Source organism: Streptomyces sp. NPDC049577 (assembly GCF_040675635.1).
Taxonomy (GTDB): Bacteria; Actinomycetota; Actinomycetes; order Streptomycetales; family Streptomycetaceae; genus Streptomyces.
In genome coordinates this window covers 1-14,413 of sequence record NZ_JBFAPH010000165.1, presented here as the reverse complement: position 1 = coordinate 14,413, position 14,413 = coordinate 1, and the positions used below count along the sequence as shown (strand labels likewise).

The window sequence follows — 14,413 nt, the reverse complement described above, 5'->3', positions numbered from 1 at the left end:
GGCCGGCCCCCTGTCGATGGCCGGGGCGGCGGCGCTGACGCTGGGCACGGGCCTCGCGATCGCCTGCGCCTCGGTGCCGCGGTGGCCCACGGTGGCGCAGCGCGGCCAGATCCTCGACTATCTCTTCAAGCCCGGTTACGGCGCCTCGCTCCACCTGCTCAAACTGGAGATCGGTGGCGACACCAACTCCACCGACGGCGCCGAAGCCAGCCATATGCACAGCCCCGGCACCGTCGACTGCGACCAGGGCTACGAGTGGTGGCTGGCCGGCCAGGCCAAGGCCCGCAACCCCGGGATCAAGCTCGCCGCGCTGTCCTGGGGCGCCGCCGGCTGGGTCGGGAACGGCCACTTCTGGTCCCAGGAGACCATCGGCTACCTGATGTCCTGGATGGGCTGCGCGGCGCGGCACGGTCTGACCGTCGACTACCTCGGCGGCTGGAACGAACGTGGCTTCGATGCGGCCTGGTACCGAAAGCTCAAGGACGCGCTCGTCTCGCACGGGTACGCCACCAAGGTGGTGGCCGCGGACGACACCTGGGGCGTGGCCGACGCGATGGCCTGGGACCCGGCCTTCAAGGACGCCGTCGACATCGTCGGCGTCCACTACCCCTGCGGCTACCAGACCGACTTCTCCGCCTGTCCCAGTACCGCCACCGCGCGGGCGCTCGGCAAGCCGCTGTGGGCCAGCGAGAACGGCTCGCTCGACGCCGACACCGGAGCGGGCGCGGTGGCCCGGGCCATCAACCGCGACTACCTCGACGGCAGGATGACCGCCTTCTTCAACTGGCCGCTCGTCGCCGCGCTCTACCCCGACCTGTACTTCGCCCGCGACGGCATGGCCGTCGCCAACCAGCCCTGGTCCGGCCACTACCGCATCGGCAGGACCACCTGGGTCACCGCCCACACCACCCAGTTCACCCGGCCTGGCTGGCGCTACCTCGACTCCGGCGGCGGATACCTCGGCGGATCGCGGGCCAACGGCAGCTATGTGACGCTGAGGGCGCCGAACACCTCCGACTACAGCACCGTCATCGAGACCGTCGACGCGTCCGCGGCCCAGGACGTCACCTTCACCGTCTCCGGCGGCCTGTCCACCGGCCAGGTCCACGTCTGGGCCACCGACGTCCGCTCGGACGATCCGGCGCGCTGGTTCGTCCACGAGCGGGACGTCACCCCGGCCGGCGGCACGTTCACGCTGACCCTCCGGCCCGGCCACGTCTACACCATGACCACCACGACCGGCCAGGGCAAGGGCACCGCCACCCCGCCCGCGCCCGGCCCGCTCGCCCTGCCGTACGCGGACGACTTCGAGACACCCGCCACCACGACCTCGCCGCGGTACTTCTCCGACATGAACGGCGCCTTCCAGACCGTCCCGTGCGGCGCCGGCCGGGACGGAACCTGCCTGCGCCAGATGGCCCCCGTGACGCCCGTCCGCTGGACCGACGAGCCCTACGACGCGCCATACACGATCATGGGCGACGGCGGCTGGGGCAACTACACCGTCACCACTGACGTCATGCTCGAGCAGACGGGCTCCGTCGAACTGCTCGGCCGGGTCAACCGGCAGGGCCGCAACAACAACGGCCTCAACGCCTACCACCTCCGGGTCGGTGACACGGGCGCCTGGTCCCTCGACAAGAGCGACACGGCCTGGAACTTCACCACCCTGGCCCGCGGCACCACGGCACCGCTCGGCACGGGCACCTGGCACACCGTGGCCTTCACCCTGGAGGGGACGACCCTGACGGCGGCCGTGGACGGCGTCACGGTCGGCACCGCGACCGACGCCTCCTTCACCAACGGCCGGGCCGGCCTCGGCGTGACGGACTACCGGACCGAGCAGTTCGACGACTTCGCCGTCACCCCGGGCACCCCGCCCCACCACGTCGGCCCGATCACCTCGGGCCTGGCCGGCAAGTGCGTGGACGCCGCCGGAGACTCCGGGGCCGACGGCACCCCGGTGCGGCTGTGGGACTGCGCCGCGTCCGCCGCCCAGGAGTGGACCCGGGCCAACGGCACCCTCACGCACGACGACGCGTGCCTGGACGTCACGGGCCAGGGCACCGCCAACGGCACCCCCGTCCAGCTGTGGACCTGCAACGGCGGCGCCAACCAGAAGTGGACGCCGCAGCCGGACGGCACCCTGAAGAGCGCCCAGTCCGGCCGCTGCCTGGACGACCCGGCCTACTCCACCACCAACGGCACCCGGCTGGTGATCTGGGACTGCAACGGCGGCGCCAACCAGCGGTGGACACTGCCGTGACCGCCCCTCGACAGGCCGCGACCGTCAACGGCCCAGCACCGCACCGCCGTTGCTGTTGAGGAACTCGCCCGTGATGTAGCCCGCCTCGGGAGAGGCGAGGAAGGCGACGGCCGCGGCGATGTCCTGCGGCTCGCCCACCCTGCCGACCAGCGTCTGGGACCGGCGCCTGGCCAGTTCCTCCTCGCCCGCCGGCGCGCCGAAGAACCCGGTGCCCGCGACGAACCCGGGCAGCACGACATTGGCCGTCGCACCGTGCGGCCCCAGTTGCTGGGCGAGCGTGTGGTTCCAGGCCATCAAGGCCGCCTTGGCGGCACCGTACGCCCCGTTGCCCCGCAGAGCGGCCACGGAACCGATGGTCACCACACGGCCGCCGGGCCGGGCCAGGCGCGGCAGCAGCGCCTCGGTGAGCAGGACCGCCGGCAGGACGTTGCCGTCGAAGACCCGCCGCCACTGCTCGGCCACCCCCTTCAGTCCCCCGTCCTGCGGGCTCCCGCCGCGCCCGCCCGCGTTGTTCACCAACACGTCGACGTGCTCGGGAAGGTCGCCCAGCACCCGTTCGACCTCCTCCGGCGCGGACAGGTCGACCGCGACGGCCCGCACGGGGTGAGCGCCATCGATGTCCCGGGCCGCCTCACGCAGGACTTCCGCCCGCCGTCCCAGGACGGTGACCCGGTCGCCCTGCCTGGCGAACCGCTCGGCGACGGCCCGTCCGATGCCGGTCCCACCGCCGCTGACCACCACGACGCGCCCCAATGCACCCACCGGACCCTCCCTGTTCCGCCACGATGATCAGCACCCTGCCACGGAGGCCCCTGGCCCCGGCCGGAATGTGAGACAGCACCGGAGTGATCTCCGCCACTGCCGCCTCGCGACAACCGTGGCCGGCCCCGGCCTTCAGCCGACGCGTGGCGCGGACTCACGGAGCTCGGCGAGGAGGGTGCGGAACACCGCGTAATTGGGGACGACCCCGAGTTCCCTGATGCACGTCTTGGTCCACCCACCGGCCAACTTGACGGTGAGCCAGCCCTCCTTGACCACCGCCGGGCCGACACGCTCCCACGGCACCGGCTTCTTCCCCTTCCAGAGCAGACCCTCCCGGGCGAGACCGAAGTCTCCGAAGAAGACCTCCCGCCCCTGGCGGATCCGCTCCCGTGCGATCGGCAGCTGCTCGGCGGCGACGTGCTCGCGGATCGTCTCGCCGAGTCCGCAGTAGCGGTGTCCGTGGTCGCCCCGGCTCTTGTAGTAGGCCGAGATCGTCGTGGATCTGCCGTCCGCGCAGACGATCGTGAAGGTGAAGTAGGTGGCCTCGTAACGACCGTTGTACGTGCGGTCGGTGACCTTGGCGGTCACCTCCGTCATGTCGTCGAGGTGGAACACCTCCGGTGGCTGCCCGTGCTCCTGGCGGACGATGCCGCGGCTGAATTCGTAGGTGCGGTTGACCTTTTTGCGCGATATGCCGCCGGTCAACGCGTACACGTCGATCAACTCGCCCATATCGCGCCGCTGGGCTGCTGCTTGGGCCTCCGGCGTGACAATGCGCCATTCGCCTTCTGCGGGGAGGATGAACATATCCGGCATGCGACACCCTTGTGCGTCCGACAGGTACGGGCCAGCGTAACGCCGGCCTGTCACCGTGCCCCGCCACCGGTCCCGGCAGGGCCTTTAGACTTGATGATCACCGTGTCGGCTCACCGTTCAAAGGAGATGGAATGACACAGCCTCCCTTTGCCGCCCTGTCCACCGCGCTCGCGGGGCTCGGGACGGCGCTGGGCTTGCTCACGGTCCAGTTGGATGCGGACGGTTACGGGCAGTACGTCGAGTCCGTGGCCACCGCGAGCGTCGTGATGTGGACCACCGCATGCCTGACGCTCGTGTCGTGGGTCCGCTACCGCCAGACGAACTCGGACTGAGTTCCGCAGACGCGGACGGGCACCGGGCATCGGCGCGGCGCCCGCCGCGCGTGCGGGTCGCCGCCGGCAGCCGAACGGGTGGTCGGTCGCCGGTCACCCGCCCAGGGCCATGCGCACCACCTCGCCGACCCGGTCCGCGACCACGGCGAACGGCCCGGTGCCCGCGGCCCCATCCTCCCCCACCCGGTTTGCGCGGCGCATTCGACGGTTAGTGATTCCAGACCCGGGAGCAGTGGAGCACATCCGGCCGAAGAGTGACGATGACCAGCACACCACCCGATGCGGAGCACGGCGGAAGGACCTTCGCGCCCCAGCCGCTGCGCCAGTACGCGCTGCTGGCCGACGGCGAGCGCGGCGTCATCGTGGGTCCCCGCGGCGAATACGCGTGGATGTGTGCTCCCCGGTGGGACTCGGACGCGGTGTTCTCGACCCTGGTCGGCGGCACGGGTGTGTATGTGGTCACTCCCGTGGCGCGTTGCGTCTGGGGCGGCTACTACGAGGAGGGGACACTCATCTGGCGCAGCCGCTGGGTCACCGACGACGGCATCGTCGAGTGCCGCGAGGCCCTCGCCTTCCCCGGTGACCCGCACCGTGCGGTGCTGTTGCGGCGGATCGTGGCCCGGCACAACACGGCCCGGATGTCCGTGCTCCTCCAGCCCTGCGCGGCCTTCGGCCGGTACCCGCTCCGCGGCGTCTCCCGCGAGGCCGACGGGGTGTGGACCGGACGCGCCGGCGACCTCTCGGTGCGCTGGTCCGGCTGCGCCGTCGAGCCGCGGCCGACGGGCCCCCGGGGCGACGGGCTGACGATGGAACTGACGGTGGAGGCCGGTGCCTGCCACGACCTCGTCCTGGAGATCGGCGACCGCCGTCCGGCCGGGGACCCCCCCGACCCCGACGCCCTGTGGCGGGCCACCGAGGAGGCATGGCACACGGCGGTGCCGCCGCTCGGCAACACGGTCGCCCGGACCGACGCCCGCAGGGCCTACACGATCCTGCGCGGTCTGACGGCGGCGTCGGGCGGCATGGTGGCCTCCGCGACCACGAGCCTGCCCGAGCGGGCCGAGGAGGGCCGCAACTACGACTACCGCTACGTGTGGATCCGTGACCAGTGCTACGCCGGCCAGGCGGTCGCCGTCGCCGGGGACACGAAGCTGCTGGACGACGCGGTGCGGTTCGTCTCGGCCCGTCTGCACGAGGACGGGCCCCGCATGGCCCCCGCCTACACCGTGGACGGACGCACGATCCCCGGCGAGCGCGAACTCGACCTCCCGGGCTACCCCGGCGGTTTCGATCGCGTCGGCAACAAGGTCAGCGGGCAGTTCCAGCTGGACGCCTTCGGCGAGGCCCTGCTCCTGCTGGGCACCGCCGCGCGCCACGACCGGCTGGACGCCGACGGCTGGCGGGCCGCGGTCATCGCCGCGGACACCATCGCCCGCCGCCACGGCGAACCGGACGCCGGCGTCTGGGAGCTCCGCCCGCGACTGTGGGCGCACAGCCGGCTGGCGTGCGCGGCCGGCCTGCGGTGCGTCGCCGCCGCTGCCGGCGCGCCCGGCGGGCGGACGGCCGAATGGACCGCGCTGGCCGACCGCCTCGTGGCGGACACCGCCGCCCGCTGCCTGCACCCCTCCGGCCGCTGGCAGCGGTCCCCCGAGGACACCGGCCTGGACGGCGCCCTGCTGCTGCCGCCCCTCCGCGGCGCCGTCCCGGCCGACGAACCCCGGACTCGGGCCACGCTGCGCGCGTACGTCGACGAGCTCACCGAGGACCACTTCGCCTACCGGTTCCGCCACGGCGGCCAGCCGCTGGAGGAAGCCGAGGGAGCCTTCCTCCTGTGCGGCTTCGTCACCGCACTGGCCGAGCACCAGCAGGGGCGGGAGACGGCGGCGTTCCGCTGGTTCGAACGCAACCGCGCGGCTTGCGGGCCGGCCGGACTGTACTCGGAGGAATACGACGTCGCCCAGCGGCAGTTGCGCGGCAACCTGCCGCAGGCCTTCGTGCACGCGCTGATGCTGGAATGCGCGGCCCGGCTCACCGACCCCTGGTCCGAGACGTGACCGAGGGGCCGGCCTGCACCGAGCAGCACAGCTGAAGAGAGCGGTCCTCGGTGCCGGTGACGAAGAAGCACGCGTACTGGGTGTGCATCGGCACCGCCTTCACGTACTGCTCCGGCGGTACCCACCCTGCCGCTCCTTGACCGGCGCTGGAGACTGTTTCGTCGGCGAGCCGAGCGGTTACCCGTCCGGTATGGCGCGAACACCGAGGTGGTGGCCGGGCCGGTCGGGCGCGGGCCGCGCCGGCGGCACCGGTCGCGGCGACGGCAAGGGCCGTCGGGAGGGACCCGACCGGGAGGTGGAGCGGAAGGCGCCCGACGAGCCGACCGAGTTGCCGAAGCGGTCGTGGCTGGCGGTCCTGCGCGGCACGCTGAAGGAGTTCAAGGACGACGAGCTGGCCGACCGGGCCGCGGCGCTGACGTACTACGGCGTGCTCGCCCTCTTCCCCGCTCTGCTGGTCCTCGTGTCGCTGCTGGGCATCGCGGGGAAGTCCACCACCGACAAAGTCCTGGACAACCTGCGGCATCTGACCCCCGGCGCGGCACGGCAGGTGATCACCAACGCGCTCCGGCAGCTCCAGGGCGGAGCCGGCATCGGCTCGGTCCTGGCCGTGGTGGGCCTGCTCGGCGCGGTGTGGTCGGCGTCCGGGTACATCGCGGCGTTCATCCGCTCCTCCAACGCCGTCTACGACCTGCCCGAGGGCCGGCCGGTGTGGAAGCTGACGCCACTGAGGCTCGGGCTCACCGTCGTGATGGTGATGATGGCCTGCGCCGACGCGCTGATCGTGGTCTTCACCGGCAGCCTCGCCCGCCAGGCCGGCAAGGCCCTGGGGCTGGGCGACACAGCGGTGACCATCTGGTCGATCGCGAAATGGCCCGTGCTGGTCCTCCTCGTCACCATCATGATCGCGGTCCTCTACTGGGCCGCCCCCAACGTGCGGGGCCGCGGCTTCCGCTGGGTGACCCCGGGCAGTTTCCTCGCGCTCGTCATCTGGATGATCGCCTCCGGCGGATTCGCGCTGTACGTGGCGAACTTCGGCTCGTACAACAAGACGTACGGCAGCCTGGCCGCGGTGATCGTGTTCCTGGTGTGGCTGTGGATCACCAACCTGGCGATCCTTCTCGGCCTGGAGTTCGACGCCGAACTCGCTCGCGAGCGCGCCGTCGCCGGCGGTCACCCACGGGAGGAGGAACCGTACGTCGAGCCGCGCGACACCCGCACATGGAAGCGAGACGAACCCGACCGGCCCGAATAGACGTGCGGCTACCGGCGCGCTGCTCCCTCCGACGGCAGCCGGGCAGGCATCGGACCGGGCCGGTGGGGCACCAGCGGGACCATGGGAAACGTGAACGACCTGCACGAGGCCGAGGGGCGTCTCACCGGGCGGGTGGCCTCCTGCCACCACCCCCTCGTCCGGTGGGCCCGGCCGGTGGTGGGGGAAGCCGCCGAACACACGAAGCTGTGGTGGGCCATCGCGGTGACACTCGCTGCCACGGGGGGCTCGCGCGGCCGGAAGGCCGCTGTGGCGGGGCTGACGGCCATGGGGGTGGGGGAGTTGCTCTCCAACGGCGTGATCAAGCCGTTGTCGCGGCGGCGCCGACCGCCCAGGGAGCTGATCCCGCACGACGGGGTCGACGACCGTCCCGACAGCTCCTCCTTCCCGTCCGGGCACACCGCGGCCGCTGTCGCCTTCACGACCGCCGTCGCCCTCACCTGGCCCCGCGCGGGCGCGCTGTGCGCCGTCCCGGCGGCCCTGGTCGCCGCCGAGCGGGTGCACAGCGGCGCGCACTACCCCAGTGACGTCGCCGCCGGAGCGGCCCTCGGTGCCGCCGGCGCCTGCACCGCACGCTGCCTTCTCCGGCTCAAGGTCGCGATGCACCGGAGTCGGTGGTGGGTACCGGCAGTGACGATCAGGTCAGAGCGAGATCCTTCCTGGGATCGATGACCCAGTGGTTGGTCCCGAGGACCCGGCCCGCGAAGGTCACCTCGGTCTCCGAAAGGAACCGGAAGCCGACGGAACGGCAGATGCCGTTCGACGCCGCGTTGTCCGTCGCGGGGAAGGCATGCACGAGGCCCCAGCGGTCCTGCTCCCGGGCCTGCGCCAGGAGGACACGGACGGCGCGTTTGGCCAGCCCCCGCCCCTGGAACTCGGGCAGGACCATCCAGCCGATCTCGGAGATCGATCCGTCATCGATTTCGTGGGACCAGAGGGTCACGGTCCCCGCCACCACGCCGGGGACGGCCGGATCCGGAACGATCATCTTGATCCACGCAAGGTCGGCCGCCGCCTGCTCGGCGTCCCGGCGGACCTTGTCCGCCATCCCCTCACGGGGGAGGGGCCCGCCCAGGCCGGCCATCATGACGGGATCGCACCGCATCCGGACATAGGCATCGGCATCGTCCGGTGACACGTCGCGCAACTGCACTGATTCCTCCTCGGTTCCACCCGGATCTTCGCACCCCCTCCGAACGCCCGGGCGCCGGCGGGCGAACAGCGAGGTCACGGCCTGCACGGCAACTAGGCCGTCCTCACGTGGAGCCGAAGGCGCCCCACGACGTCATGGATCCAGCCGGGCCGATTTCCCGCTTGTGAAGTCCGGGTCCTCGCGGGAACTCTGTGGCTCTCACCGCTGGCATATGCACGCCTTCAGGAGGGAACCCACCATGCCCTTGAGACAGACGACCGTCGGCGCGTTCGTCACGGGCCTCGTGCTCATCGCCGCGCCCATGGCCCCGGCCGCGACAGCCGCCCCGTCGGCTGATCCGCCGGGCTGCACCCGCACCCACCTGCGGAGCGGCGGCGTCCACATCGTGTGTGCCCAGGGCGTCCCCGTCGACACGGTCCTCAACGGCACCGGCAAGGCGGACATCATCGAGGTCAGGGGCGGCGACGCCGTCACCGGCCACCTCTCCGGCACGGTCAACGGCCTCGGCGGGGACGATGTCATCGTCGTGGACAGGATTCTCGGCAACGGCGGCGGGCGGCACATACCCGGAGTCATCGACGGCGGTGACGGCGACGACGAGATCACCGTCACCGACAAGGACGACTGGCCCGTCCTGGGCCTCATCCTCGGCGGCGCGGGCAACGACACCATCGCCACCGGCAACGTGACCCACCAGGCGTACATCGACGGTGGCGCCGGGAACGACGAGATCACCACCGGTCGCGTGTTCACCACCAGTGTCAAGGGCGGTGACGGCGACGATGTCCTCCGCCTCGCCTCCTACGAGGTCCCCGGGTACGACAAGTCGAGCAGCCTGGACGGCGGTGCGGGCGACGACACCATCACGGTCGGGGAACTCGGCGGCCCGCTCCACGGCGGCCCCGGGGACGACGAGATCACCGTGGACAGGTTCGCCCTCGTGAACTCCCGCATCCCCAAGCCCGCCACCGTCGACGGTGACGAGGGCGACGACGTCATCCGCGCCGGGGCGACCGGCGCCACCGACAATGTGCGCAGCACATACGTCGGCGGAGGCGCCGGGGCCGACCTCATCGAGGTGCCGTCCGTCGGGCAGGGCAAGGTCGCCACGGTCTCCGGGGACGACGACGATGACGTCATCCAGGGCCCTGGCGGCACCGCCATCACCCTCGGCCTGTACGGCACCGTCGACGGCGGGCGGGGTGACAACCTCTGCCGCACCGACAACCGCGCCGGCGGCACGGTCGCCAACTGCCAGGCGTAGCGCCTGGGACGCCCCGGGCCCGCCGACCAGGCGTCCCGGAAGGGCTCTGGTCCGCGTACGGGCTGATGCGCGTCACCCTGCCATCGCTCCTCGCCTCGCCCGGCACCGGCAGCGCCGTCGCCCTCGCCGGATGAAGCCGCGAGAAAATCACCCAAGGTAAGGGACGGTACGTTGCGGCCGTCAGGCCGCGCCAGTGCTGTTGAGGAGAGTGAGGGCGGCCGGGGTGGCGGTGTGGAGCACCGTTTTGCCGCTGCGTACCAGGGCCGTCAGGCCCGCATTGCGCAGGACGGTCGCGTGCTCACTGGCGCTGGCCGGTGATATCCGTGCGTGGGCGGCGAGCTGGGTGGTCGTGCAGGCGGGGTGGCCGGCGATCACGACCAGGACCGTGGCGCGTGTGCGGCCGAGCAATGCGGCCAGCCAGTCCGGCGCACCGGTCAGGGTATCGACGGTGCGTGCCGGTGACCCATGACCGATATGTTCCTGGTCGCTGCGGACCGGGAAGGTGATCCACGGCTGGGATGTGGCAGTGACGTGCACGGCGCCGTGGCCCGCTCCGAACACCGTGGGTATCAGGAGGAGCCCGCGGCCGCCGAGGTGGACGTCGCCGCGGATTCCGGAGGATGTGATGAGGTGCAGCACGGGCGGCCGCCAGGCGACGTGGCGCGGGTTCAGCCCGTTCAGGAGGTGTCCCACGCCGTGCTCGCCCATGTGCCGCAGGCGCAGGGCCTGTTCCCTGGCGGCGAGCCGGCTGACCTGCGACCAGTGCGGCGCGATGAACTGATCGTGTGCCTGTTTCACCAGGCCGGCCAGGCATCTGGCGGGTGCGGGATCCCGGCTCAGCCGCCTCGTCGCCGGCGAGTCCCGCACGGCCCGCCGGGCCGCCCACTCTTCCAGATCGCCACGCAGCCGGTCCTCGGGGACGGCCCGTAGCCGGTCCAGGAGTTCGGCGGGGCTGCCTTCGTCGCTGAGGTCCAGGACCTCGGCCGACGGCACCCCTGGGGGCATGAGTGCGAACAGGGTCCGTAACTCCGGCCGTAGACGCGCGACTGCCCGCCGATGCCAGGAGTCGAAGCGCATCGGGTGTGTCCGCTTCTGCAGGAGCCGGATGCCCAGTCCCAGTTCCAGCAGCGGGCGGGGCCCGGCGGCGATACGTGTGCGGGCCAGATCGTCTGCCGTGAAATGTATCCGCAGGGTCATGCGGCGATGGTGGCCGCCGCACAAGATTCGGGCCAGACCGAAATGAGTGCCCCGTGGCCCGGATCCAGTCGAACCTTGGAACAGCGACACGAACGTCGGGCACGACCGGATCCCAGGAATGAGGAGTTTTCGATGCGTATACGTTCTGCCATCGCTGTCGGAATCGGGGGAAGCGTTCTGGCGCTCGGCGCCGTGGCGCTTCCCGCCGAGGCGTCGCAGCAGACCGTGCGGGTTCCCAGCTGGTGCGTGGGTGCCCACGAGCGGGGAGACATCAACAAGTACGCGGTGTCCTGCAACGTCCAGTTCGCCTACTATGCGAAGGTCACGTGCTCGAACGGCTCGAAGACGAAGACCGCGCGAGGCGTCGTCACCAACGACAACCGCGAGTCCTGGGCCTACTGCACCGCCTTCGGCAGGGACTACCGCGTCGTGCCCGGTACCGGGGGGCCCGTCAAGGCCTAGTGATCCGGGTCGGGATTCGTCGGCGGTAGTCGGTTCCAGTCGGCGAGCCGGGGCAAGAGTCCACGAACGCACCCCTGGCGAAGGCCGCGCCGTGGCCCCATGCTCGTTCCTGGCCGAGTCCCGCCCCTCGGGGGCTCCGACAGGAAGCAGGGACCATCATGCGCAGACGTATCAGGCATGTCACCAGACCTGTCATCAGCGGCAGAAGGGCCGTAGCCGCGCTGTGCGGAACCGCGCTCGGGGTGGTGACGGCCACGGCGGCCGTCGCCTCGCCGGGCAGCGCGGCGTCGGGCAGCGCGTCGTCGGTCGCGGTCGGCGGCACGAAGATCCGGAGCGAGTACCGGATGCTCTTCGCGGACGTGGAGGCGGCGTCGTTCGCGGACGGGGCGCGGGTCATCCAGTACCCGGCCGACGACAGCCTGCCCAACCAGCATTTCGACTTCGTCGGCCACGCCGACGGCACGTACGAGATCGTGGCTCGGCACAGCGGCAAGTGCCTCGACGTCTACGACGCGAGCCAGGCCGACGGCGCGGGCGTGATCCAGTGGCCCTGCAACGGGGACGGCAACCAGCGGTGGCGCCTGGAGGGCGTCGGCGGCGGGGCGTACCAGCTGCGGGTGGCACACAGCGGTAAGTGCCTGGAAGCATCCTGGAGCGGCACGCCGGGCGAGCAACTGCGCCAGTATCCGTGCAACGGGGCGGTCAACCAGCACTGGACGCTCTGGAGCTGACACGGCGGGGAGGGGGCGGCATCACCGCCATCCCCTCCTCGGCCGGCACCAACCGGGGCGCGAAGCCGCCCGCCTTCCCCATCGCCGCGCTCGACGACCCGGCCCTGCCGGAAGTCCTGGCGGAGCCGGCGGCGGGCCGGGCGGACGAGATGGATGCCGACACCGTCAACCGGGAGCTCTCGATCGCGTGCAGCCTGAACGTCGAGGACCTGTACCCGGCAGACAAGCGCGGCAGGATCACGGCCAAGGGCGGGGCGACGGAGTGGATCCACTGGCAGTCCGGCACCGCCCAGCTGCTGCCTGGAGCGGTACGCCCGTCCCGGCGTCGATGCGGTCGCCCGGCATGTTGCCCAGCCCGCCCCCGCCGCGTGCCGACGGGGTTGAAGCGGATGCCCTCGGCGGCTCCCCCTGCCCCAGTACTGTGACGTCGCATGACCGACGCCGAGATCGAGATCACCGCAGGCCTGGTCCATGACCTGCTGAAGGAGCAGCATCCGGACCTTGCAGGGCTGCCCATCCGAGAAGTAGCGGGCGGATGGGACAACCAGCAGTGGCGCCTTGGGGACGAGTTGGTCGTGCGCATGCCACGTACAGAACGTGCTCCGGATCTCCAGCGCAAGGAGTGCCGGTGGTTGCCTGTCCTGGCCCCGCGCCTGCCGCTCCCGGTCCCGAACCCTGTGCGGACCGGTGAACCGTCCGCGCGCTTCCCGAAACCCTGGACCATCATGACGTGGGTCCCCGGCCAGCCACTGGACTCCACCTCCATCAGCCGCGACGACCACGCGGCTGACACGCTGGCGGGCTTCCTCAGGGCGCTGCATACAGAGGTGCCCGCCGAGGCGCCGACCAGTTCGGACCGCGGCGCTCACCCCAAGAAGTGCACCGACGGCTTCGACCATTTCTTTCAAGCCGTTGCACCTGGCGACATTGCCGACGAGGTCCGGGCCGTCTGGGACGACGCCGTCGCGGCGCCCGAGTGGGAGCGCCCGCCGGTCTGGGTGCATGGTGACCTTCATCCCGCAAATGTCATCGTCTCGGACGGGACGCTGTCGGGTGTGATCGACTTTGGTGACATGTTCGCCGGCGACCCGGCCTGGGACCTCGCGGCCGCATGGGTAGTTCTTCCCGCGGGCGCCGCCTCACGGTTCTTCGACGTGTATGCGCATGCGGAGGAGGCGACGATCCGGCGCGCTCGCGGGCTGGCTGCTCTGAAATGTCTGTTTCTCATGCTCATGGGCCAGAACGGACACCGGGGCCTTCCTGGTGGCAGGCCGGCATGGGGTCCCGCAGGCCGGGCGGCGCTTGATCGTGTCGTGAGAGGTGGTCCGATGTAACTACCGAGCATCGCTCACGATGTTCCCCCACAGGACCCGCTGGCTACGGCGACGGCGACGGCCTTGTGCGCCGGGCAGCAGAACCTCTTGTTGCTGCGGGAGGTCACCGGCAGCGGCTTGGAGCAGTTGGTGTACACGCAGCGGCGCACCCGCCTGGCCAGAGGTCCTTGTCCGCGCTGTTCCAGTTCTCCACGACCTGGAGGCCCTTCGTGGGTCTCCTGGCGCAGCTCGACGTCGGCGAGGTAGATGAACACCGACTTCCGTTCGACGTGCCAGTAGATCATCACGCCGGGGCCCGAAGCGCGCGGGTTCGCGGATTCCTGGATGCGAACGAGCCAGAACCCGCGCGCGGAGTCGGTCTGGTCGTGCTCGTGGTGCCGGATTTCGGCATCGAACTGGAGCGGATACCCGAGGTCCGCTCCGGGACCTGACAGCATCTGCCGCCGGGCCCGGTGGCCCGCGGCAGATGCTGTTTTGCTAGTGCTGCCAGAAGTCGGCGAAGTGCTGCGCCCAAGCCCGTGCTTTCGTGATCTGCTCGTTCGTGATGTGGATCCCCGGTCCCGGGTCGTTCAGGACGTTGTCCTGCTCCGTGCTGTGCGCCTGGGAATCCGTGATCAGGTGGCCGATCTCATGGGCGATGGTCGCGAACCTGTCCGACGCGCCGGCGGATATGCCGACGCACTGGTTGCCGATGAGGGCGCGGCCGATGTGCGTTGCCGAGGTGGGGAACTGCGTCTGCAACGCGCCGTCGTTGCCGCCGGCCAGGAGTTCC

Annotated in this window: 16 protein-coding genes; 10 read left to right on the top strand and 6 right to left on the bottom strand. The window is 71.2% G+C overall.

Features of this window, described 5'->3' with window-relative positions; genetic code table 11:
* The coding region (locus AB0K09_RS19395; protein WP_366066602.1) for a ricin-type beta-trefoil lectin domain protein at window positions 1–2,266 on the top strand (2,266 nt) is incomplete at its 5' end.
* Window positions 2,267–2,290: 24 nt separating this feature from the next.
* Here the strand turns inward: AB0K09_RS19395 and AB0K09_RS19390 are convergent.
* Complete coding sequence (locus AB0K09_RS19390; RefSeq protein ID WP_366066603.1) at window positions 2,291–3,019, bottom strand: SDR family oxidoreductase; 729 nt, start codon at window positions 3,017–3,019, stop codon at window positions 2,291–2,293.
* A gap of 141 nt (window positions 3,020–3,160) precedes the next feature.
* Entirely contained in the window at window positions 3,161–3,844 is a 684-nt protein-coding gene (locus AB0K09_RS19385) for a DUF6585 family protein (RefSeq protein ID WP_366066601.1), read from the bottom strand.
* A gap of 131 nt (window positions 3,845–3,975) precedes the next feature.
* Between AB0K09_RS19385 and AB0K09_RS19380 the strand changes: the two genes are divergently transcribed.
* The 4 genes from AB0K09_RS19380 (at window position 3,976) to AB0K09_RS19365 (ending at window position 8,172) form a co-directional block, all read left to right on the top strand.
* On the top strand, window positions 3,976–4,176 hold the full coding sequence (locus AB0K09_RS19380) for an SCO3870 family protein (protein ID WP_366066600.1): 201 nt from the start codon (window positions 3,976–3,978) through the stop codon (window positions 4,174–4,176).
* A 260-nt stretch (window positions 4,177–4,436) separates the two neighbouring features.
* Window positions 4,437–6,230: a glycoside hydrolase family 15 protein gene (locus AB0K09_RS19375; protein ID WP_366066599.1), complete on the top strand. Its 1,794-nt coding sequence runs from the start codon at window positions 4,437–4,439 to the stop codon at window positions 6,228–6,230.
* A gap of 190 nt (window positions 6,231–6,420) precedes the next feature.
* Window positions 6,421–7,482 (top strand): YihY/virulence factor BrkB family protein, encoded by a 1,062-nt coding sequence (locus tag AB0K09_RS19370; RefSeq protein WP_366066598.1) that lies wholly within the window; start codon window positions 6,421–6,423, stop codon window positions 7,480–7,482.
* 81 nt (window positions 7,483–7,563) lie between these two features.
* Window positions 7,564–8,172, top strand: a complete 609-nt coding sequence (locus AB0K09_RS19365) for a phosphatase PAP2 family protein (RefSeq protein ID WP_366066597.1) — start codon at window positions 7,564–7,566, stop codon at window positions 8,170–8,172.
* Here the strand turns inward: AB0K09_RS19365 and AB0K09_RS19360 are convergent.
* Window positions 8,138–8,653: a GNAT family N-acetyltransferase gene (locus tag AB0K09_RS19360; protein ID WP_366066596.1), complete on the bottom strand. Its 516-nt coding sequence runs from the start codon at window positions 8,651–8,653 to the stop codon at window positions 8,138–8,140. The genes AB0K09_RS19365 and AB0K09_RS19360 overlap by 35 nt on opposite strands.
* 238 nt (window positions 8,654–8,891) lie before the next feature.
* On the opposite strand from AB0K09_RS19360, the gene AB0K09_RS19355 reads away from it, so the two are divergent.
* Window positions 8,892–9,917 carry a hypothetical protein gene (locus AB0K09_RS19355; RefSeq protein WP_366066595.1) on the top strand — a complete coding sequence of 342 codons (1,026 nt, stop codon included), beginning with the start codon at window positions 8,892–8,894 and terminating at the stop codon, window positions 9,915–9,917.
* Window positions 9,918–10,097: 180 nt separating this feature from the next.
* Here the strand turns inward: AB0K09_RS19355 and AB0K09_RS19350 are convergent, their stop codons facing one another.
* On the bottom strand, window positions 10,098–11,114 hold the full coding sequence (locus tag AB0K09_RS19350; protein ID WP_366066594.1) for a DUF5937 family protein: 1,017 nt from the start codon (window positions 11,112–11,114) through the stop codon (window positions 10,098–10,100).
* A gap of 132 nt (window positions 11,115–11,246) precedes the next feature.
* Here AB0K09_RS19350 and AB0K09_RS19345 point away from each other — a divergent pair, with 132 nt between their 5' ends.
* The 4 genes from AB0K09_RS19345 (at window position 11,247) to AB0K09_RS19330 (ending at window position 13,641) form a co-directional block, all read left to right on the top strand.
* On the top strand, window positions 11,247–11,576 hold the full coding sequence (locus AB0K09_RS19345) for a hypothetical protein (protein WP_366066593.1): 330 nt from the start codon (window positions 11,247–11,249) through the stop codon (window positions 11,574–11,576).
* A 158-nt stretch (window positions 11,577–11,734) separates the two neighbouring features.
* Complete coding sequence (locus AB0K09_RS19340) at window positions 11,735–12,307, top strand: RICIN domain-containing protein (RefSeq protein ID WP_366066592.1); 573 nt, start codon at window positions 11,735–11,737, stop codon at window positions 12,305–12,307.
* A complete protein-coding gene (locus AB0K09_RS19335; protein ID WP_366066591.1) occupies window positions 12,265–12,732 on the top strand; it encodes a hypothetical protein in 468 nt (155 codons plus the stop codon). The genes AB0K09_RS19340 and AB0K09_RS19335 overlap by 43 nt, the downstream gene beginning before the upstream one ends.
* A 6-nt stretch (window positions 12,733–12,738) precedes the next feature.
* Window positions 12,739–13,641, top strand: a complete 903-nt coding sequence (locus tag AB0K09_RS19330) for an aminoglycoside phosphotransferase family protein (RefSeq protein WP_366066590.1) — start codon at window positions 12,739–12,741, stop codon at window positions 13,639–13,641.
* Between the two features lie 14 nt (window positions 13,642–13,655).
* Here the strand turns inward: AB0K09_RS19330 and AB0K09_RS19325 are convergent, their stop codons facing one another.
* Both AB0K09_RS19325 and AB0K09_RS19320 read right to left on the bottom strand, forming a co-directional pair.
* Entirely contained in the window at window positions 13,656–14,078 is a 423-nt protein-coding gene (locus AB0K09_RS19325; RefSeq protein ID WP_366066589.1) for a hypothetical protein, read from the bottom strand.
* A gap of 40 nt (window positions 14,079–14,118) precedes the next feature.
* The coding region (locus tag AB0K09_RS19320; protein WP_366066588.1) for a hypothetical protein at window positions 14,119–14,413 on the bottom strand (295 nt) is incomplete at its 5' end.

Bases quoted from the DNA above. Each gene is read 5' to 3' on its own strand.
- AB0K09_RS19385 (WP_366066601.1), bottom strand. From the start codon at position 3,844: ATGCCGGATATGTTCATCCTCCCCGCAGAAGGCGAATGGCGCATTGTC.
- AB0K09_RS19380 (WP_366066600.1), top strand. From the start codon at position 3,976: ATGACACAGCCTCCCTTTGCCGCCCTGTCCACCGCGCTCGCGGGGCTC.
- AB0K09_RS19375 (WP_366066599.1), top strand. From the start codon at position 4,437: ATGACCAGCACACCACCCGATGCGGAGCACGGCGGAAGGACCTTCGCG.
- AB0K09_RS19370 (WP_366066598.1), top strand. From the start codon at position 6,421: ATGGCGCGAACACCGAGGTGGTGGCCGGGCCGGTCGGGCGCGGGCCGC.
- AB0K09_RS19365 (WP_366066597.1), top strand. From the start codon at position 7,564: ATGGGAAACGTGAACGACCTGCACGAGGCCGAGGGGCGTCTCACCGGG.
- AB0K09_RS19355 (WP_366066595.1), top strand. From the start codon at position 8,892: ATGCCCTTGAGACAGACGACCGTCGGCGCGTTCGTCACGGGCCTCGTG.
- AB0K09_RS19350 (WP_366066594.1), bottom strand. From the start codon at position 11,114: ATGACCCTGCGGATACATTTCACGGCAGACGATCTGGCCCGCACACGT.
- AB0K09_RS19345 (WP_366066593.1), top strand. From the start codon at position 11,247: ATGCGTATACGTTCTGCCATCGCTGTCGGAATCGGGGGAAGCGTTCTG.
- AB0K09_RS19340 (WP_366066592.1), top strand. From the start codon at position 11,735: ATGCGCAGACGTATCAGGCATGTCACCAGACCTGTCATCAGCGGCAGA.
- AB0K09_RS19330 (WP_366066590.1), top strand. From the start codon at position 12,739: ATGACCGACGCCGAGATCGAGATCACCGCAGGCCTGGTCCATGACCTG.
- AB0K09_RS19325 (WP_366066589.1), bottom strand. From the start codon at position 14,078: ATGCTGTCAGGTCCCGGAGCGGACCTCGGGTATCCGCTCCAGTTCGAT.